The following is a 20290-nucleotide window of genomic DNA, read 5'->3' as shown; positions in this document are numbered from 1 at the left end:
GTTCATCTATGGTAGAACGTAATAAGCGAAATGATCTGAACGTGGCGGGCATAAGTCAAACGGCAGGCGGGGAGTTTCACCGTGTATCTATTGATGGCATGGCTAAGATGAATGGTAACCTGGACTGCACCTCTATGGAAGTAAATGGAACATTGAAAATGCACGGCGCTTTGAGCTCCGAGAGTGCAACGATTAACGGGATGTGCACGTTGAATGGCCCTTTGACCAGCTCTCGTGTTCGTGTGGATGGCATGACTACGATTAACGGAGATCTCCATAGCCCTGAGCTTGAAGTGAACGGGAAGTGTACTGTACGCGGAAGAGTGGATGGGGAGCGAATTGATATTGGCGGTGTGATCGATATTGAGGGAGATGTTCAATGCGAGTCCCTGAATGTACAGGGCAATATGAAGATCAGCGGCTTTCTGAATGCAGGAACGGTGGAGATCAGGCTGCATACCTCTTCTTCGGCCAAAGAGATTGGCGGAGAGCGTATTGATATTCGTCGTAAGGAACAACAGAATGGTTTTTGGAAAAGTATTGGTCTGGGTGGTACCCCTTCATTCAAGACATCCTTAATTGAGGGAGATGAGATTGTACTGGAAGACACCGAGGCTGATATTGTTCGGGGAAGCAACATTCATATCGGTCGTGGCTGCAACATCAAGCTGGTCGAATATTCAGGTGAACTTGAGGTTGATCGGGATGCCAAGGTGGGCAGCAGTCAGCGGATTTAAAGTTTGATTTGGAGAGTAAGGGATGAGATGGACATGATAATAATCATGAGTGTTCATAGGATAAAAAAATGGATATCAGCATCGTTGGGGATGCGTCCTTCAACGACGATCTATATTGTGATCGTTTCAAATGTACGGGTACATCGGTCATATACGGATCACTTGAATCCACAGATATTAAAATCACGGGAACTCTTACCCTGACAGAGCGAGCGCAAAGCAATCGGTCCTTGGACTGATTAACGAAAACTTCTTTTCGGACATACTAATGCAGTCATATGAATAGAGCGTGAATGGAGAGATTGAGTACAATGGTTGCACGTAAAAACAGTATTGGATTGGTGCTGGCAGGGCTACTGCTCAGCATACTCATGGCTTCGATGGATAATACCATTGTGGCCACGGCGATGGGGGATATCGTCGGGAAACTGGGCGGACTCGACAAGTTCGTCTGGGTGACTTCCGCGTACATGGTGGCTGAGATGGCGGGAATGCCGATCTTCGGTAAGTTATCGGATATGTATGGCCGGAAGAAGTTTTTTGTATTTGGTATTATTGTGTTTATGCTTGGCTCGGCACTGTGCGGAACGGCAACGTCTATTGTGGAATTGACGATGTACAGAGCGATTCAAGGTATTGGTGCAGGTGCCCTGGTGCCGATTGCATTTACGATTATGTTTGATGTTGTTGCACCAGAATCACGCGGCAAATTGGGTGGATTGTTTGGAGCCGTCTTTGGGCTGTCCAGCGTATTTGGACCCCTGCTCGGTGCTTACATTACCCAGTATGCAACATGGGAATGGGTATTTTATATCAACCTGCCACTCGGCTTGATTGCATTTGTGTTTATCGCATTCTTCTACAAGGAGTCTCATCAGCATCAATCCCAACAGATCGACTGGCTGGGTGCTGTAACGCTGATCGGTGCTGTTGTGTGCCTGATCTTTGGTCTGGAACTGGGCGGCAAGACGTTTGCCTGGGGTTCCTGGCAGATTCTTGGCTTGTTTGCCGGATTTGTAGCACTAGCGCTGCTGTTCCTGTTTGCAGAAACAAGAGCCAAGGAACCGATCATCTCCTTCGGCATGTTCCGCAACCGGGTCTACTGGTCCAGTAACGTTATTGGTATGTTCAGTGGTGCGGCGTTCATTACAGCATCCGTGTACATTCCGATCTTCATACAGGGAGTACTTGGTGGTAAAGCGACCAACTCCGGTCTCGTACTTTTGCCGATGATGCTAGGGTCTGTTGTGACGGCGTCCTTGGGCGGGGTGTTGATGACCAAAATCAAGTATCGCAATATCATGATCCCTACGTTGGCCTTGCTTGTCATTGGACTTGGATTGCTGACTACGCTGGATGAGAATTCTTCCCTTTGGACGATACGCATATACATGGTGATGGTTGGTCTTGGTGTCGGTGCTTCGTTCTCCGTACTTAGCAATGCAGCCATGAATGCGTTTGAACCGCAAAGACGCGGAGCAGCAAGCTCCACACTTAACTTTTTGCGTTCCCTCGGTATGACGATGGGCATTACGGTCTTTGGTATCGTACAGAGTCAGGTATTTACACGCAAAATGAATGATGCCCTCGCCGGTTCAGCTGCGGAAGCAGGCGGTGCTTCAGCGGGCGGTATGCCTCAGGGAGTGAATCTGACCGATCCACATGCGTTGCTCTCACCAGAACTCAGACAGGCGATTCCGCCTCAGGTGCTGGATACCATCACACATGCACTGTCTTCTTCCATCGTGCAGTTATTTGCCTGGGCAACGATCCCGGCTGCCCTCGCATTGATTGCGTCCTTCTTCATGGGGAAAGAGAAGATGGTCGTAGGGGAAGAGCAGGGCGAATACACAGGAGGTCACTGAGCCTTTATTTAGCAAACTGTAAGTTACGGTACAGCGGCTAATCGTAGTTTATGACAACTCGAATAACCTATCTTAAACCATAAAAAGACACACTTCTGGCGTATCCTCAAAAGGGATGGGAAGTGTGTCTTTTTGTTTTCGGTAGGATCAGCTTATCCTTGAGTGACTGAATTATGGATTGAGCCTAAGGCTGTTTCGTATCGCTAATGCCGTCCTCGACGACAGAAGGTCCTTGTGGATCAGGTAAGCTGCTATGACCAGAGCGGGCAATCAGACGATCCTGGGCTTTGTACGTATCCCGTGTAATCGTTTTGGATTCGACCACTTTGCCGTCTACACTCTTGGTTCGTACCGTCTCAACAATATATCCAGGCTGTCCGTCTTGCAGTACCTGCTGTGCACCATCAGGCAGTACATTACTGGATACATACTTTACTGGAATACTTAATGTTTCAATGGTGCGAGATTCAAGGGCATAGCTGACGTTTTCCGGGAATGTGCCGAAAAATTTCACCATCAAACTTCGGTTTTTCACTTCGGCATGGATCAGCAAAGACTTGCCTGTATTGTTTTTGAAGCGAAAATTAATGGCTCCTGAGGCAAAGGTGGCATCCAATCCTTTCGGCAAGTATTTGACGGGCAGGGAGTGGTTGCGACGCTCAACAATATCGAGACCCGTCAACAGTGCTGCGTTATACACCGTACTGGATACCTGGCAGATTCCACCCCCAATCCCGGGGGTCAGTCTTCCGTTCATAATGACCGGGGCCTCACGAAACCCATAATCCTTTTCAGCTTGACGGACGACCTTCTCATAATCGAACACGGCATCCGGGGGCAAAATCATACCGTTAATCGCTTCCGCGGCTGCGCTGACATTATGTATGCGGCCTTCACTACTATTGCCAAGACCCGTGGAGAACTGGATGATCTTCCGGTCAATGCCTTCCTGGCGCAGGGATTTAAGGGTTACTTCGGGTTTCAGCGTATACAGCGGTATCTGGATCAGCAGTGGGGCGGGTTTCTCATCCGGGTTCAGTACGCTGAAATCCCGATGCAGCTCCGTCTGAATGAGACTTGTAAGTGTATCCCAATCAATCCGGCGGACGCCCTTTTCCGGGATATACTGGACTTGATCACTTGCGGTAATGCGGCGAACAGCGTTCGCAGGTGTACCGAAGGTTTCTTTTTCCCAGGCAGGGCTGAGATGTTCTTGCAGTGGTCGTAAGTTGTAGGTCATATCCAGAGAGAACTCTTTCGCAAAATGATATCGTGCATATGCACGTTCCCATATATCACCTTCCTCAAGCTGCTGTATTGCGGACTCAAAGCGGTTAACGTTGTAGCTCACTCCCACCTGGGCTGTGGTATACGTCATAGTCTTGTGGTCTGGGTCAGTTAATTCAAGGGTGACAGGCCAGTCCTCCAGCTTTTGGATCCGTTCATCGAGTGCATGCAAAACCTCCTTACGGTCCTTCCCTTCTACCGCCCAGCCACCAACATGGACGTCTTTGGGCATGGCAGGCTGATTCACATACATATACAACAATCCATAGGACGCGGAGCCGATCAAGAGCATGGAGAATAGAATAATGACCGTCAGATGTATTTTTTTCATAACCGTACGCTCCTTTATACTTCAGTTGTTCCCGACTTTGTAACACTTTCTATATATATGATCCAATGCAGGAAAACTTTCGGGTACTCAATAGGTAACAAATTTGTTACAATAAACTTCATATGAATCCATGCTTCACCATCAAAACAGGGACGACGTGGATTTTTTCCTGATGAAATTCAGGTCTTTTTAAAGGAAATGCCGGGATTGTGTCGAAATGATAATGGCTAACTATGCGAGCAGGAAGTGATGATGTGATAGAAATGCAGGACGTGTGGAAGACCTACGCCAATGGGACCCACGCATTACAAGGGGTGTCGGTGAAGATCGACCGCAATGAATTTGTCTATATCGTTGGTCCGTCCGGCGCAGGCAAATCGACATTTATGAAATTGATGTACAGAGAAGAAGTTCCGACCAAAGGACAAATATCCATTAACGGATTTAATATTGGTAAGTTGAAGCCAAGAAAGATTCCTTATGTTCGCCGTAATATCGGTGTTGTGTTCCAGGATTTTCGCCTGCTGCCACGGATGACAGCATTTGAGAATGTGGCATTTGCGATGGAAGTTATTGAAGCGCCGAAGCGTCATATCAAAAAACGGGTGATGGAAGTGCTCGATTTGGTGGGACTGCGGAGTAAGGCAAATCGCGAACCTTCACAGCTCTCGGGTGGAGAACAGCAACGTATTGCCATTGCACGGGCTATCGTCAACAACCCATCGGTTATTATCGCGGATGAGCCTACAGGTAACCTTGATCCAGAGACGTCATGGGGCATTATGCAACTGCTGGATGAGATTAATTTCAGGGGGACAACCATTGTTATGGCGACCCACAACAAAGATATCGTAAACACGATGCGTAAACGGGTAATCGCCATTGAACGTGGACAGATTGTACGGGATCAGATGAGAGGGGAATACGGTTATGAATTTTAGCACTCTCTTGCGCCATCTGCGGGAGGGATTCAAAAACGTATTCCGCAACGGCTGGATGTCTGTAGCCTCCATCATGTCCATTATTGTGTCGCTGTTGATTCTTGGCGTGTTCATGTTGCTGGTGCTCAATGTAAATTCCATGGCGAACCAGGTTGATAGCCAGGTGGAGATCAGCACATTCCTCGAACTGAATGTGGACGATAACCTGCGTAACACACTGGAGGAAGAAATCAGCGCGATGCCAGAAGTAAGTGAGATCCGTTTTGTTTCCAAGGAAGAAGGACTCAAGGAGTTCCGTGAACGTCTTGGAGAGAGTGCAGATAACGTGCTTAGCGGTTTCGATGTGGATAACAATCCACTGCCGGAGACCATTGAAGTTGAGGTCATTGAACCGGAAACCGTGACTTTTGTGGCGCAAAAAATCGAAGCCTTGAACGAAAAGCACCCGGAGAAGCCGATCATGAAAGTGAACTACGGCAAGGAAACGGTGGAAGTATTGTTCAAATTTACGAAACTAGTCCGTAATATCGGATTTATTTTTGTCGGGGGACTCGGTCTGATGTCCATGTTCCTGATCTCGAATACGATTCGCGTAACGATTCTGGCCCGTCGCCGGGAGATCGGCATTATGAAGCTGGTTGGCGCAACCAATACCTTTATTCGTTGGCCTTTCTTTATTGAAGGTGCACTCATTGGATTTATTGGCTCGGTCATTACGGTTGGGGTGCTGTTCGTTGGATACAGCCAGTTGATGGCCACGTTTGGTCAGGATGTATTCATGCAGATGCTTAACTTGATTCCGCTCGGCGAAATCTGGCTACTGTTTGGAACATTGTTGATCGGACTCGGTGTGCTGGTAGGTATTTTGGGAAGTACACTGTCCATTCGGAAATCACTCAACGTTTAAACTTGTTTTCAACGATCGAATTGCAGAATATGTCGAAAAGAATGGTAAAGCAGGTTCATTCATGGACGCTGTTTGACGATATGTAGGAAAGACGGAGTCGTTTAAGATTGAAGAAAGCAAAGAACATGCTGTTCACCACCTGTGCAGGTTGCTTTCTTGTGAAATCATAGGATGGGGGATCATCATTTTGAAAAAAACCGCTTCGCTGCTGGCCTTTACGTTATTGGCCGGTATGACGCTTCAACCTTCTGACGGATATGCCAAGAGTAGCATCAGTGATATTGACCAGCAGATTCAGCAACTGGAGAACAAGGCAGCTACTGCCAAGCAAGAGCAGAAAAAAGCCGCTTCCAACAAAAAGGAAGCTCAGCATTACAAGAACAAAACCAATGCTTATCTGAAGGTTGTCATGGAACAGATCAATGTCGTTAGTGATGAACTGGCCAGCGTATCCTTGCAGATCGAGAACACGGAGGAAGATCTCCGTACAACCAAGAAAGACCTTCAAGCGGCAGAAGAACGTATTGTTGCAAGGGAGAAACTTTTGGAGTCACGTGTGCGTCTAATGTATACGGACGGTGCTGTATCGTATCTGGATGTATTGTTGTCCTCCACCAGCTTCACTGACTTTCTGACCCGTGCGGATTCACTCAAAACGATCGTGGATCAGGATCAGCATCTGCTGGATGAACATAAAGCGGACAAGCAACTGGTTGTGGACAAAAAGGCAGAACTGGATGTGCAATATGCAGAAGCCAAGAGTCTGTATGCACAGAAGAAACAGCGCAAGTCCCAATTGAATGAAAAAGAAGCGGAAAAGCAAGTGCTTCTCGCTTCATATGATGCTAAGATTGAAGAATCAGAAGAGCTGACACAAGAGCAGGAAGATGTATTGATGCAGATTGCCAGCAAACGTTCGGCACTTCTTCAAGAGAAAAATAAATTGCGTGAACAACAGGCAGCCGCCGCAGCCAAAGCAAAAGCAGCAGCCGCCGCTCGGGCGAAAGCTGCAGCGAAGACGCCAACCAGAGTCAGCTCGGATAGCAGCAGTGAGGTCACCTATTCATCCGGGAACGGTATCTTCTCAAGACCGGTATCTGGAGGACGCATTTCTTCTCCATTCGGTCCCCGTACCCATCCAATTACGGGGGTAGTGGGTAAGATGCATAACGGTGTTGATTTCGCTGTTCCAACGGGAAGCTCAGTTTATGCTGCTTCTGGCGGCATCGTAATTATGGCTGAATGGTATAGCGGCTATGGCTATACGGTTATTGTGGACCATGGCGGCGGGTTATGGACGTTATATGGTCACTTGCGCGAAGGTGGATTTAAAGTCAGCAAGGGTGACACCGTGAGCAAGGGTGATACCATTGCTGAGTCAGGAAACACAGGGAACTCTACTGGACCTCACTTGCACTTTGAAGTACGAGACAATGGTACAGCAGTCAATCCAATGAATTATCTGTAAATTCCTTGTCCCCAGACCGAATGGAAAAAACATATTCCGTACAAGCTAGACATATACTAAGCTGGCATGTTTAGGGAATGGATTCCGGCAACAATGGAATCTGACACGCTTCAAAACTAAAGGCGGTGACAAACGGATGATGAAGAAAAGATCGGCGCTACTGCTTGTCATTGTGGGTCTCCTTGGCGGTAGTATGCTAACCCTGGTATTGATGACTTATCCAGGAATAGCGAGCCAGACTACAGCGGGCGAAGGTTTGCTGGCCAGTGTAACCGGCAATACGCAGCAGAAGAACGATATGAAGAAGATTGAAACCGCGATGGATTTGATCTCAAGCAACTATTATAAAGACGTGGATCAGACCAAATTGGTTGACGGTGCGATCAACGGCATGATGGAATCCCTTGGTGATCCATACTCCAACTATATGGGGCAGGAAACGGCTGCCCAGTTTGAAGAGTCGATCGAAGGTTCATTTACCGGTATTGGCGCAGAGGTATCCTCACAGGACGGAAACGTCGTTGTTGTTTCCCCGATCAAAGGATCACCTGCCGAGAAAGCGGGTATTCGTGCGAAAGACATGATTATGTCTATAAACGGAGAATCCCTGCAAGGTTTGGAACTGAACAAGGCTGTTAACAAAATCAGAGGTCCAAAGGGCAGTGAAGCGAAGGTACAAGTCAAACGTGCTGGATCTTCAGAACTGATTGAATTTGTTATTGTACGGGATGACATTGATCTGGAGACCGTATATGCGCACATGGAGGATGGCGGAATTGGCGTTATTGCGATTACCCAATTCTCTCTCAATACAGGTGATCGCTTCAAGGAAGAATTGGCGAAGCTTGAGAAGCAGAACATGAAAGGTCTGCTCATCGATGTACGTAATGACCCAGGCGGTGTACTGCAAGTCGTCATTGATATTGCTGAACAGTTCGTTCCTAAAGGCAAGGTTATTGTGCAAGTTGAAGACAAGAACGGCAAAAAGGAACAAAGTAAATCGAATGGATCAGCCAAAGCATATCCAATCACAGTCCTGATGAACAAAGGTAGCGCGAGTGCGTCGGAAATTTTGGCTGGTGCATTGCAACAGTCAGCAGGCGCTAAGTTGATCGGTGAAAATTCCTTTGGTAAAGGAACCGTACAGACGAGTTATGACAAGCAAATGGGTGACGGCAGCTTGCTGAAAATTACCATTGCCAAGTGGCTCACTCCGAACGGGGACTGGATTCATGAAAAAGGAATCAAACCGGATATTGCGGTAGACCAACCGGATTACTTCTCGGTGGCACCGATTAACAAAGAGAAGTTACCACTTAAATATGATAGCAATAGCACGGATGTGAAAAGTGCGCAGACGATGCTGAGAGGACTCGATTTCAAACCGGATCGTGTGGACGGATACTATGACCAGAAGACAGAAGAAGCGGTCAAGGCATTCCAGAAGCAAAAAGGCATTCAGGCTACAGGCCAGATTGATGAGAAAACCGCTGAATCACTCGAAGCGGCTCTGATTGAACGTATTGCCAATCCTCAATATGATGCACAGCTGAAACGCGCGATCGAAAATGTCTCAAAGGATATTTCGTCCGCAGTGTCGAAGCCATAAAGAAGGCTGATTTTCAGCCTTCTTTTTTTCTGAACCGGCTGAAGGAGAGGGGTGACCGACCACAATGGAATGGGTATGGCCGTGGTTAACTACATTAGGGGAAGCTTTGTTGCAGTTGTTTATTCAGCCGTTTTATTATATTGCGGTGATCCTGATTGCGCTGATCTATCATCGTCAGTTACTGCAGGAGCGTAAATTGTTTCATGTCCGTTTGCAAAGCTCAATAACACAGACGATTCGTGCGGTACTCGGAGGCATACTCATCGGTACCATTGTCTCGATCGTGTCCCTATTTCTCGGTGCACATCTTACACTGGGAAGTCTCATATGCATATGGGCTGCAACGCTAGTTCTGTCCTTGTTCCGTATCCGATATCTGTGCTTTGCCTATGCGGCCGGGTTGCTGGGTGTGTTGCAATTTGGTTTGAATCTGGCTTCAGGCTGGCAACCATCGGGTTGGTTGGGCAGTATCACGGAGACGCTACGTTCTCTGGATATGCCTGCACTGCTTGTCTTGGCGGCTCTTCTACATATGGGTGAAGCCATGCTGGTACGCATGCAGGGGGTATCGATGGCATCACCGCTTCTCTTCGAGGGAAAACGCGGGAAACTGGTTGGCGGATATCAACTGCAACAGTTCTGGGCCATTCCCCTACTGATTCTTGTTCCGGTCACAGGAGGTGGCGCAGAGCTGGCATGGAATCCGCTTATGAATGCAGGACATAGTTACATGCTGGTTGCGCTGCCGATCATGCTCGGATTTGGTGAGGTAACGCAGAGTATGCTTCCAGGCCAGAAGGTGCAGATCTCGTCAAAACGATTGATGCTCTATGGGACAACCTTGCTCGTGTTCAGTTTGCTTGCTGCATGGTGGTCTCCACTCATGGTGGTTGCAGCGCTGATTGCATTTGTTGGACATGAATTTCTGGTATGGTACAGCGCGTTTGAAGAGCAAAATCGCAGTCCGATATTTGTTCATCCGCAGCACGGGTTGAAAGTATTGGCTGTTATTCCGGAGAGTCCTGCTGCAGATTTGGGGATTGAAGCCGGAGAGACGTTGTACAAGGTGAATGGTAAGTTGGTTCATTCGCCGGAAGAGTTGCATCGTGCACTGCGGATGAACCCGGCTTTTTGCAAACTTGAGGTGCGCAATCACCAAGGAGAAAGCAAGTTCATGCAACGAGCGATCTATGAAGGGGAGCATCACCAGCTTGGGGTCATTATGGCACCGGACAATCACGAGGTCTGGGCGATTCGGTTACGTCCACTGACACTGTTCCATATCATTAATCTCAAGTTGTTTGCCCGCCTGAAAAAACCACAAAGGGACGAAGCTCCATTGGCGTTACCGCCAGCCCCTGTGGCCAGTGATAAAGGGTCCATAGAGATGTAACTAAGCATACGTGATGAAGTATGTTGCATAAATCAAGCAATGAAAAAAGGTATTTCCGAGCGCCGTCGCAGGCAAGGGAAATACCTTTTTGTTAGTTTTTTAACATAAAAATGGCGATTTGGGTCCGATCACGCAAGCTCAGCTTACCGAGAATATCCGTGACATAGTTTTTGACCGTGCCTTCACTGAGGAACAGTTTGGCTGCAATTTCTTTATTGGATAGTCCTTCCGATATGGCCTCGGCAACCGCCAGCTCCATACGTGTCAGTCCATAGGCTTCGATTGGATGATGTGTCGGGGAAGTTGGAGAAGGACGAAGAAGGCCTGTGAGCTTGCGGGCAATATCCGGATGAATTAACATATCGCCATTATGTACGGTCTTGATGCCTTGAATGATCCGCTCAGGGGGGACATTTTTGAGTAAATAACCACTTGCTCCATTCTGCAATGCCTGAATAATATACTCATCGTCGTCAAACGTAGTCAGCATTAGCACCTGGATTTCAGGAAATCGTACCTTTATGCGATATGTACCTTCGACTCCGTCACATTCCGGCATCCGGATATCCATTAAGACCACGTCCGCAGGCGTACCTGCCTCAAGCAATGCCAACGCTTCCTGTCCATTTGAGGCTGTGCCTGTAACGCTAATGCCTGAGTCGAGTCCTAGCAGCACTTTAAGGCTCTCGCGAATGAAGTAGTCATCGTCGGCAAGAATCAGCCGAATAAGTGGGGGCTGGGCTGAATCATTCTTTACGTTCACATCATTCTGTTCGGGCATGAGAACATTCACATCCTTTTTTCAAAGTATATGCATTTGGTTGGTTATTGGAATGCGTGTAATCACCGTATATGGATAAGCCGATTGAATCTCGAGGGCCCCTCCCACCATTTGTGTGCGCAGAAGCATGCCTTCCTGTCCTATGCCATTTCGCTTGGAAGAATGGGGATTAATTTTGCCATCATTACTTACACTCATACACACTTCTTGGTCCCCGAATACCAACTCCACAGTGATCGAAGAAGCATTTCCATGTCGCAGTGCATTGGTCAGGGCTTCTTTGGCATTTTTGTACAAAACAATCTGTATGCTGGGATACAGCACATGAGAAGGGCCATGAACTTCATAATTTGTCTTCACGCCGGTATCTCTGCCCACTTCTTCAAGGAGACGATCCAGTGCGTAGGTAGTGGAGACATAGGAATCCGGTTGCAGTTTGTGCAGGGTGCTGCGCATATCATCCATACTTTCGGCCAATTGATCGCGAATCTGTCTCACCATTTCCGTTCCTTGTTCCCTATTTCGAGGGAGGGTCAGGAGGGCGGCTTCTGACATCATTTTGGTGCGAATCAGTCGATGCCCGATATCGTCATGAAGTTGTCTTGAGATACGGGTTCGTTCCTCTGCCTGAGCCGCTCCTTCAAGTTGCTTTGTAAATAGTAGCAGTTGCGCACGCGCTTCCTGTAGCTCGTAATGTTTGCTGCGAAGCTCGTCGTAGACTTGTTCCAGTTGTCCGCGGCTGCTCGCCGTTCTTGATCCCTGCCAGGACAGAGCCGCTATGATGAGCAAAAGCAGGTTGCCAAGAACCATCGCTGTTGTCTCTGCGGAGAATAGAGTATCGGCGTTTGTATACAGTGTGGCTAACCCTGGCTGCAATGTTTGTGGATCAGAATAATGCCAATGCAATGCCACATTGCTTGCCACAAGCTGACTTCCAAACATCAACCACCGCTGACTCCCCTCCAGTCTGTACATATACACGTATAGCACGGATAGAGAGAGGAATACCATAAATTGTCCATACGAAGCAATCAGCCAGCAGTTCCAGAGTATTTGGGCCAGAAACAGCAGCCACTGCTGTGTACTTGAACGGGTAAAATCTTTCCACACGGAGAGTCCAAGCGCGATGATGACATACAGGGTGTAGACGGCTTCATTTTCCAAGGGGAGCATCAACAGGTACAGCACTGCTGGAACGATAATTAATCCGTATTGCAGGAACCGCATCGGCATATGTAAGTGACATCCTTTATATAAAAATTGGAATAGAAATCTCTCGGTAATGCGCCCTTGATTATACCATAAGCAGCATTCGAATCAGCAGATGACTTAAGTCACCTTCGATTCATGACTTTTCGTACCTTCGCCATAGACGGCGATCCGTTACAATAAAATTATGAAATCCAGCGGCGGAAGTCGAACCGGAAAAGGGGCGTAAAAGAGATGGGCATACTTGAAGTGGATCGTGTTGTGAAACGATACGGCAGCAGGCTGTCAGTGGATCATTTGAATCTTAGTGTGGGCAAAGGCGAGATTTTTGGATTGCTCGGTCCCAATGGAGCAGGGAAAAGTACCACCATCAGCATGATCGCAGGTCTCCTGAATATGGATCAGGGTGAAATCAGATTAGATGGTATATCGGTCAAGGAGAGACCGCTTGAAGTGAAGCGCAAGATCGGACTGGTTCCACAGGATCTGGCTTTATACGAAACCATGTCTGCTGCGGAGAATGTGACCTTTTTTGCCAGACTGTATGGACTGCGTGGAAAATTGCTTAAGGAAAGAGTGCAAGAGTCTCTTGAATTTGTAGGGTTACAAGATAAAGCAAAGGATACCCCCTCGACCTTCTCTGGCGGTATGAAACGCAGGTTAAACATCGCATGTGCGATTACACATCGCCCGGATCTAATGATTATGGATGAACCGACAGTCGGCATTGATCCGCAATCTCGGAATCATATCCTTGAATCGGTACGCACACTCAACAAGATGGGTTCAACGATCATATATACAAGTCATTACATGGAGGAAGTGGCTGCGATTAGTCACCGGGTCGCGATTATGGATCAGGGGCGAATCATTGCCTGTGGCACTGAATCAGAGCTGAGAGAACGGGTAGCATCGGAGGAAAAGGTAGTGCTCTCCACTTCCGGTATCGGTCCCGACGTCGTGGAAGAACTGAAACTTCACCCTCGCGTGCGAATGGTAGACGTTTCAGAGAATACACTGATCATTACGCTACCTTCGGCACAGCAGGATCTACAGGATCTGCTCTTCATTTGCAGCAAACATGAAATATCCATTCAGTCCCTCAAGGTTGAAGAGCCTGATCTGGAAACATTGTTCCTCAATCTGACCGGGCGTACGCTTCGGGACTAGGGGGAGCAAAAGATGAATATATGGCATATTTGCATCTTTGAGTTAAGACGTATTCTTAAGATTCGATCTGTAGTGTTGAACTTGTTCATCCTGCCGTTGTTACTGATTTTTATATTGGGTACGGCCCTTTCCAGTACGATGAGTACGGCGGAAGATGTCATTCCGGATTCAGTACGTGTAGGGATAATCCATATGAATTCGGAATCAGGCGGAGGATCAGATACAGTTAGTCAAGCGTTGGATTCATTTGTGAATGCTCCATCGGTAGCCGAGAGGGTCAAGGTACAGAACATTACGACAGAAGAAGTGGCTGTCCATTTGCTGCGCACTGGCAAGCTCGACTTTGCGGTAATGATTCCTTCAGATTTTGAACAGAACGTGATGATGGGAAAAGAGGCTCGGTTGCAATGGATACGTGGAAAGGACAGCATGCTCAATACCTTGGGCGAAACCTTGTTCACACGTTTTACGGATGAATGGAATCGACAGATGGCGATTAGCAAAGTGCTGGGTCCGGAAGTGACTACTGCCATGACCTCTGGCTTGGATTCTAATGGAGCGAACTCGACTTCCATTACTGTCATTAATCCTGGAAAAACAGGGACGTCCTACAGCGCCTCCCAATACTATGCAGCATCCATGCTGGCGATGTTCATGTTGTACTCGGGAATGACAACAAGTACCAGCCTTTTTGGAGAGCGTGATAACCGAACGCTGATCCGCCTTCAGGCTGCGCCGATAGGTAACGGAGTGATCTTTGCCGGGAAAGTTGCCGGCAATAGTCTGCTCGCTTTTTTACAGGCAACGACGATCATCCTTATGACATATTGGTTCTACGGTGTAGATTGGGGAACGTATCCTGGGTATATTGTGCTAACTTGTGTTCTCATCACTTTGGCATCCATGACCCTCGGCATTATTGTATCCCTGGTATGCAAAAGCACGGCATCGGCCGGTGCAACCTTGCAAGGCATCATTATTGTCATGACATTCATCAGTGGTGGGTTCAGACCCATTCCGGTTGATTTGGTGCAACGTCTTAGCGAATTTACGGTTAACCACTGGGCGCTCCAAAGTTTTCTGAGAATGATGCTGGATGCACCTGTAGGAGAGATAGTATATAACATACTGATGCTAGGCGTGGTATGCGCTGTTTTACTGGCCATCTCAGGATTGATCTATAGAAAGGCAGGATATCGATATGAATAGTCTGCACATAGCCTGGTTGATGATCAGACGTACACTTGGCCGTAAAATGGGCTTCATTACGTTTCTAATTCTGCCTTGCCTGGTGGTTACAGGTGCGGTAGCTCTTTTTGGAAGTGAGCAGAGTATACGCACGGTCATTCCCTACGTCAATGAGGATACAGGGGTGGCAGGGACATGGATGATTCATGAACTTGCTGGCAAAGAGGAATATCTGCTCAAGCCAATGAACGACGAAGCCGAAGTGAAGGAAGCGATCGCTCAGCAAAAAGGAAGTTCTGGCATCATCATTCCGGCACATTATACGGAGGATCTGTTACAAGGTAAGGCAACCGAAATTCAACTGGTGGAACTGCGTATAAGCGAAGGTTCTTATACACTGCGAGCAGCTGTCGAAGGTTTGACGAGAGGCCTGCAACAATCTGCTTCAGCTGTTACGGTGGCGGCAGGTAGAGTCTCAAGTGAGATGGACGTACGGGAGAGCATACAGAAGCCGTTTAAACTGTTATTACAGGAGATAGGAAAGCAACAGGTTGCTGGTGAAGTCACCGATCTGCGGATCTATCCCAAGCCAGGCCTGAACAATGTGACTGGATTTACAATTATGTTTATGATGGGTCTGCTGACCAGTGCAGTAGCTGTGATTATGGAAGATCGCAGGAAACGGACGATGGCTAGAGTGTACACGGCACCCGTACACGCATATGAGATTGCGCTTGGCAATTTCCTGGGGAGCTTTGTCATTGGTATGATTCAGATAGTGATGGTTTTGGGAGTCAGCAGATGGCTGCTGCATTATGATGCCGGTATTCCTTTTGGAATTCATTTCATGATATTGGCGGCATTCATGCTGGTCTCCATGGGAATCGCAAGTACGGTTGCAGGATTGATCCGGAATTCCAAAAATGCGAATATGTTAAATTCACTTATCATTATGCCAACATGTATGATAGGTGGTTGTTTTTGGCCGATCAGTTTCATGCCGGACTATATGCAGAAGCTCGCTAACGTTGTTCCGCAGAAATGGGCCATTCAGGCGGTGGAAAGGATCTCCGCTGGCGGTACGTTATCGGATATTACAATGCCGCTATTGATTTTGTTTGGTATGGCTGTCATTTTGCTGACCATAGGCTCTGCGATTCTGCGTCCAAGTCAGCCAGGGGTAGATGGATAACTGGAATAACGAATATATGAGTTCCAATTTGCTAAATAGCTGACATAAAAAAGCACGTTCTGTCTGAATCGAATTCAGTAGGAACGTGCTTTTTCTTATAAATTATGATGTATTATGCGAAATGGCGAAGATCAAGGTTGGAGTTGGCGCAGTACGGTAATTTCCACCCGACGGTTCTTTTGTCTGCCAGCCGCTGTAGTGTTGTCACCCGTTGGGCGAGTATCCGCATATCCGGCATACTGGAACCCGTCAGGGTTGAGATTTTCTGTATCCAGGAAAAATCGCAATACCGACAGTGCACGTTCGCCAGAAAGTTCCCAGTTGTCTTTATACGTGGAGTTGGCCCCGACCGGAATATTATCCGTATGTCCTTCGATACTGACAACGGTATTCAGGTCCCGAAACAGACTCGCCAGCTTGGTTAGTGTGGGTGCAGCATCCCCTTTGAGGGCAGCTTGCCCCTGGTCAAACAGGAATCGGTCACTGAGTGTAATGGAGAGGCCCTGCGGCTTGTCCGCAACAAAAATCTGGTTTTCCAGTTTATTATCCTCGATATATTGGGTAATCACATTGAACAGATTTTGCAATTCCTGCTCCTGTGATCTGAACTGTTCTTCCCGTTCTGTGAGTGGCTTGTTGTCATCTTCTGGTGCTGCTGTCCCGGAATCGGAAGGGGTTCCTTCACCATTTGCAGGGTCTTCACCCTGCACCTCGGATGGTGGAGTCTCTGTAAGCGTCTGTCCGGGCTTCTCACCAAGCCCCTCACCAAGCTCAAGTATAGAGTCAGACTCGTTGAATGTATTTTGTAACGATTGAGTAACGACGTCATATTTACCGGAATCCAGATTGCTCATGGCATACATGATGACAAAAAATATCAAGAGCAGGGTAATGAGATCGGCATAGGTAATCATCCAGCGATCCCGATAGTCGACCGTTTCACGTTTTCCGCGCCGTTTACTGCGCCGACTCATCCAATCCCTCCTTTGCTAGGGGGCGTATAGACTGACGATGCGTGAGCGTGAAGGACTCCAGTCTTTTGCGTACAAGCTGGGGATTCTCACCGTTCTGAATGGCAAGTACACCTTCGAGAAGCATTTCCATGGTCTGAACTTCATCAGCACCTCTGGATTTGATCTTGGAGGCAATGGGCAAAAAGATAAGGTTGGCACTGGCGACCCCATACAGGGTTGCGGTAAAAGCAACAGCAATGGCAGGTCCGAGTCCGGTTGGGTCGGTCAAACTGCCAAGGACCTGAATGAGTCCCATCACTGTTCCGATGATGCCCATGGTTGGGGCGTAACCACCAGCAGATTCGAATATTTTGGCGTAGCCCTCATGTTTTTGTTCAATCGAGTTAATCTCCATCTCCAGAATCTGGCGAACCACATCCTGATCCGTACCATCGACAACCATCTGAATACCATCTTGCAAAAATGGATGCGGATGATCCATGACTTTGCGTTCCAATGCAAGCACACCTGAGCGGCGCGCGATCGAAGACATCTCGACCAATTCTTCAACCCATAAACCGGATTCATTATTGTTACGTCCAAAAGCCATACGCAGAGCAGCCGGAATCGTACGCAGGCGATGTGCAGGGAAACTGGCAACCACAGCAGCAATCGTTCCACCGAATACAATTAAAGCAGCCGTTTTTTGCATGAGACCGGACAGTTGACCACCTTCCCACAAAAAACCGCTAATGACTGCGGCAATTCCGGCAATAATACCGATAAGTGTCGCAAGATCCATAAATTAACCCACTCCTATCTTCATTTCACGTTTGCATCACTAAAACGAACAAGGTATAATTGAACGGGAACAAATATTCCTATTACTATAAGTTTTCCCATATGAAAATTCGGGGAACTTCGACAATATATTGTGACTATTATTTTAGACGATAGGGTGAGATACGGCAATGAGCGATATTATAATGAGCGACAAAACGTTCGAAATCGAGTCAGAGTTTACTCCCCAAGGTGATCAGCCTGCAGCCATTAAAGAACTGGTGAAGGGTGTTCAAGAGGGGAAAAGGTATCAGACACTGCTGGGTGCAACGGGTACGGGTAAGACATTCACCATTGCACAGACCATAGCCCAGCTGCAACGGCCAACGCTGGTTATTGCGCACAACAAAACGCTGGCAGCACAGCTTGCAAGTGAGTTCAAAGATTTCTTTCCTAACAACATGGTTGAGTATTTCGTCAGTTATTATGATTATTTTCAGCCAGAAGCATATATCCCGTCTTCCGATACGTATATCGAGAAGGATTCAAGTATTAATGAAGAGATAGACAAACTGCGTCACGCAGCGACCAGTTCGTTGTTTGAGCGCAGGGATGTCATCATTGTAGCGAGTGTATCCTGTATTTATGGTTTGGGTTCACCGCATTCGTATTCCAGCATGTTGCTGTCACTCCGGGTAGGCATGGAGAAACCGCGTAATCAGATTTTGTCCCGACTGGTGGAGATTCAGTATCAGCGGAATGACATTAACTTTGTACGGGGGACATTCCGTGTCCGTGGGGATGTCGTAGAGATCTTCCCTGCCTCCAAGGGAGAACACGCAATTCGGGTTGAATTGTTCGGTGATGAGATCGAGAAAATTACGGAGATTGACGTGTTAACCGGTGAATTGATTGGCGAACGTGAACATATTGCCATCTTCCCGGCATCTCACTTCGTAACGCAAGAAGAGACGATGAAGGTTGCGCTGGTGAACATCGAGCGTGAACTGGAAGAACGTCTTGAAGTGTTGCGTGAACAAGGGAAGTTGCTGGAGGCTCAGCGACTGGAACAGCGCACACGATACGATATTGAGATGATGAAGGAAGTCGGCTTCTGTTCGGGGATTGAGAACTATTCCGGCCCGCTGACTTTCCGCGAACGCGGCGATACGCCATACACACTGATGGATTATTTCCCGGATGACATGTTGATTGTGGTCGATGAGTCTCATGTGACCCTGCCACAGATCCGTGCGATGTACAATGGTGACCAAGCGCGGAAGACGGTATTGGTTGAGCATGGTTTCCGTCTGCCGTCAGCATTGGATAATCGTCCGCTCAAATTCGATGAGTTCGAAGGCAAGATGGATCAGATTATCTATGTATCGGCCACACCAGGTCCATATGAGATAGAGCATACGGATACGATGGTGCAACAGATTATCCGTCCAACCGGTCTGCTTGATCCTATCATTGAACTGCGTCCAACGAAGGGACAGATCGATGACTTGATCGGTGAGATTAACGACCGGATTGCCAAAGACGAGCGTGTGTTAATTACAACATTAACGAAGAAGATGTCTGAGGATCTGACGGATTATCTGAAGGAGATTGGAATCAAGGTACGTTATCTGCATTCCGAGATCAAGACGTTGGAACGGATGGCGATTTTACGTGATCTAAGACTGGGCGTTTTCCATGTCCTAATCGGAATCAACTTGCTCCGGGAAGGTCTCGATCTGCCCGAAGTATCCTTGGTAGCCATATTGGATGCCGATAAGGAAGGATTCCTGCGTTCCGAACGTTCACTAATCCAAACGATTGGTCGTGCCGCGCGGAACAGCGAGGGTCGCGTTATTCTATACGGTGACAAAGTGACTGATTCGATGGATAAGGCGATAAAAGAAACCGAACGTCGTCGTGCGATTCAGATCGAGTACAACGAGAAACATGGCATTACACCACAGACGATTCGCAAAAAAGTACGTGATGTTATTGAGGCAACCAAGGTTGCCGAATCCAAGAAAGACTATCTCACAGGCGCTGCCGAGAAGATGTCGAAGAAAGATCGCCAGGCGCTTATCCAGCGCCTGGAGGTAGAGATGAAAGATGCAGCCAAAAACCTGCAGTTTGAGCGTGCTGCCGAGCTTCGCGATGCGTTGCTGGAACTTCGCGCTGAATAAGACACTGCTCATTCATATGATCCAGTAAAGAGAGATCGGTAACAAGAGAACGGCCAATTGGCCGTTCTCTTGTTGAGTAAGGAAATCGCCCATATCTACCGATAATAAGAGATGTTGAAATCTTGAAATCAGGTCTATACTGATAGAAAAGTTGAAATTGGTTAAAAGGTTTATAGAAAGCATTTGGGAGTCGTGTCCCTCTGGGAGTCCAGAACGCCTCAGTACTGAACTTGGAGCCGAGCCAAAGGCAATGGCGACCTAGTCGCGAGCAGGCGAAGCCGAGAGCGTCCCGGTGT

Annotated in this window: 16 protein-coding genes; 11 read left to right on the top strand and 5 right to left on the bottom strand. The window is 47.7% G+C overall.

Features of this window, described 5'->3' with window-relative positions:
• Window positions 1–8: 8 nt before the first annotated feature.
• Window positions 9–737, top strand: coding sequence for a polymer-forming cytoskeletal protein (locus M1D71_RS26410; protein ID WP_458124284.1), 729 nt, complete (start codon window positions 9–11; stop codon window positions 735–737).
• A gap of 311 nt (window positions 738–1048) precedes the next feature.
• Window positions 1049–2602, top strand: coding sequence for an MDR family MFS transporter (locus tag M1D71_RS26405; protein WP_458124283.1), 1554 nt, complete (start codon window positions 1049–1051; stop codon window positions 2600–2602).
• Window positions 2603–2786: 184 nt separating this feature from the next.
• Here M1D71_RS26405 and M1D71_RS26400 read toward each other — a convergent pair whose 3' ends face one another.
• Window positions 2787–4220, bottom strand: coding sequence for a VanW family protein (locus M1D71_RS26400; RefSeq protein WP_458124282.1), 1434 nt, complete (start codon window positions 4218–4220; stop codon window positions 2787–2789).
• A gap of 254 nt (window positions 4221–4474) precedes the next feature.
• Between M1D71_RS26400 and ftsE the strand changes: the two genes are divergently transcribed.
• The 5 genes from ftsE (at window position 4475) to M1D71_RS26375 (ending at window position 10538) form a co-directional block, all read left to right on the top strand.
• Entirely contained in the window at window positions 4475–5161 is a 687-nt protein-coding gene (gene ftsE / locus M1D71_RS26395) for a cell division ATP-binding protein FtsE (RefSeq protein WP_024631580.1), read from the top strand.
• Window positions 5151–6068 carry a permease-like cell division protein FtsX gene (gene ftsX, locus M1D71_RS26390; RefSeq protein ID WP_458124281.1) on the top strand — a complete coding sequence of 306 codons (918 nt, stop codon included), beginning with the start codon at window positions 5151–5153 and terminating at the stop codon, window positions 6066–6068. The genes ftsE and ftsX overlap by 11 nt, the downstream gene beginning before the upstream one ends.
• Window positions 6069–6255: 187 nt before the next feature.
• Window positions 6256–7536 (top strand): murein hydrolase activator EnvC family protein, encoded by a 1281-nt coding sequence (locus M1D71_RS26385; protein WP_458124280.1) that lies wholly within the window; start codon window positions 6256–6258, stop codon window positions 7534–7536.
• Between the two features lie 136 nt (window positions 7537–7672).
• Window positions 7673–9145: a S41 family peptidase gene (locus M1D71_RS26380; RefSeq protein ID WP_458124279.1), complete on the top strand. Its 1473-nt coding sequence runs from the start codon at window positions 7673–7675 to the stop codon at window positions 9143–9145.
• 64 nt (window positions 9146–9209) lie between these two features.
• Entirely contained in the window at window positions 9210–10538 is a 1329-nt protein-coding gene (locus M1D71_RS26375) for a PDZ domain-containing protein (protein ID WP_458124278.1), read from the top strand.
• A gap of 91 nt (window positions 10539–10629) precedes the next feature.
• Here the strand turns inward: M1D71_RS26375 and M1D71_RS26370 are convergent, their stop codons facing one another.
• Window positions 10630–11319 (bottom strand): response regulator transcription factor, encoded by a 690-nt coding sequence (locus M1D71_RS26370; RefSeq protein WP_458124277.1) that lies wholly within the window; start codon window positions 11317–11319, stop codon window positions 10630–10632.
• Window positions 11320–11340: 21 nt separating this feature from the next.
• The gene (locus M1D71_RS26365; protein WP_458124276.1) at window positions 11341–12552 is read right to left on the bottom strand and encodes a sensor histidine kinase; all 1212 of its coding nucleotides are present in this window, start codon (window positions 12550–12552) and stop codon (window positions 11341–11343) included.
• A gap of 210 nt (window positions 12553–12762) precedes the next feature.
• On the opposite strand from M1D71_RS26365, the gene M1D71_RS26360 reads away from it, so the two are divergent.
• The 3 genes from M1D71_RS26360 to M1D71_RS26350 are packed head-to-tail and all read left to right on the top strand — an operon-like array spanning window position 12763 to window position 16078.
• Window positions 12763–13698 carry an ABC transporter ATP-binding protein gene (locus tag M1D71_RS26360; protein WP_458124275.1) on the top strand — a complete coding sequence of 312 codons (936 nt, stop codon included), beginning with the start codon at window positions 12763–12765 and terminating at the stop codon, window positions 13696–13698.
• 12 nt (window positions 13699–13710) lie between these two features.
• Window positions 13711–14907, top strand: a complete 1197-nt coding sequence (locus tag M1D71_RS26355; protein ID WP_458124274.1) for an ABC transporter permease — start codon at window positions 13711–13713, stop codon at window positions 14905–14907.
• Entirely contained in the window at window positions 14900–16078 is a 1179-nt protein-coding gene (locus M1D71_RS26350; protein ID WP_458124273.1) for an ABC transporter permease, read from the top strand. The genes M1D71_RS26355 and M1D71_RS26350 overlap by 8 nt, the downstream gene beginning before the upstream one ends.
• A 131-nt stretch (window positions 16079–16209) precedes the next feature.
• Here M1D71_RS26350 and M1D71_RS26345 read toward each other — a convergent pair whose 3' ends face one another.
• Both M1D71_RS26345 and M1D71_RS26340 read right to left on the bottom strand, forming a co-directional pair.
• Window positions 16210–17052, bottom strand: coding sequence for a flagellar motor protein MotB (locus tag M1D71_RS26345; protein WP_458124272.1), 843 nt, complete (start codon window positions 17050–17052; stop codon window positions 16210–16212).
• Entirely contained in the window at window positions 17036–17833 is a 798-nt protein-coding gene (locus tag M1D71_RS26340) for a flagellar motor protein (RefSeq protein WP_458124271.1), read from the bottom strand. The genes M1D71_RS26345 and M1D71_RS26340 overlap by 17 nt, the downstream gene beginning before the upstream one ends.
• Window positions 17834–18002: 169 nt before the next feature.
• Between M1D71_RS26340 and uvrB the strand changes: the two genes are divergently transcribed.
• A complete protein-coding gene (gene uvrB / locus M1D71_RS26335; RefSeq protein ID WP_458124270.1) occupies window positions 18003–19994 on the top strand; it encodes an excinuclease ABC subunit UvrB in 1992 nt (663 codons plus the stop codon).
• Window positions 19995–20290 lie beyond the last annotated feature (296 nt).

It is taken from the genome of Paenibacillus sp. Z3-2 (assembly GCF_054161325.1).
This window is presented reverse-complemented; position numbering and strand designations above follow the sequence as displayed.

What these genes read in the sequence shown, in the direction of transcription:
- M1D71_RS26410 (WP_458124284.1), top strand. Translation starts at nt 9, where the DNA reads ATGGTAGAACGTAATAAGCGAAATGATCTGAACGTGGCGGGCATAAGT.
- M1D71_RS26405 (WP_458124283.1), top strand. Translation starts at nt 1,049, where the DNA reads ATGGTTGCACGTAAAAACAGTATTGGATTGGTGCTGGCAGGGCTACTG.
- M1D71_RS26400 (WP_458124282.1), bottom strand. Translation starts at nt 4,220, where the DNA reads ATGAAAAAAATACATCTGACGGTCATTATTCTATTCTCCATGCTCTTG.
- ftsX (WP_458124281.1), top strand. Translation starts at nt 5,151, where the DNA reads ATGAATTTTAGCACTCTCTTGCGCCATCTGCGGGAGGGATTCAAAAAC.
- M1D71_RS26380 (WP_458124279.1), top strand. Translation starts at nt 7,673, where the DNA reads ATGATGAAGAAAAGATCGGCGCTACTGCTTGTCATTGTGGGTCTCCTT.
- M1D71_RS26375 (WP_458124278.1), top strand. Translation starts at nt 9,210, where the DNA reads ATGGAATGGGTATGGCCGTGGTTAACTACATTAGGGGAAGCTTTGTTG.
- M1D71_RS26370 (WP_458124277.1), bottom strand. Translation starts at nt 11,319, where the DNA reads ATGCCCGAACAGAATGATGTGAACGTAAAGAATGATTCAGCCCAGCCC.
- M1D71_RS26365 (WP_458124276.1), bottom strand. Translation starts at nt 12,552, where the DNA reads ATGCCGATGCGGTTCCTGCAATACGGATTAATTATCGTTCCAGCAGTG.
- M1D71_RS26360 (WP_458124275.1), top strand. Translation starts at nt 12,763, where the DNA reads ATGGGCATACTTGAAGTGGATCGTGTTGTGAAACGATACGGCAGCAGG.
- M1D71_RS26355 (WP_458124274.1), top strand. Translation starts at nt 13,711, where the DNA reads ATGAATATATGGCATATTTGCATCTTTGAGTTAAGACGTATTCTTAAG.
- M1D71_RS26350 (WP_458124273.1), top strand. Translation starts at nt 14,900, where the DNA reads ATGAATAGTCTGCACATAGCCTGGTTGATGATCAGACGTACACTTGGC.
- M1D71_RS26345 (WP_458124272.1), bottom strand. Translation starts at nt 17,052, where the DNA reads ATGAGTCGGCGCAGTAAACGGCGCGGAAAACGTGAAACGGTCGACTAT.
- M1D71_RS26340 (WP_458124271.1), bottom strand. Translation starts at nt 17,833, where the DNA reads ATGGATCTTGCGACACTTATCGGTATTATTGCCGGAATTGCCGCAGTC.
- uvrB (WP_458124270.1), top strand. Translation starts at nt 18,003, where the DNA reads ATGAGCGATATTATAATGAGCGACAAAACGTTCGAAATCGAGTCAGAG.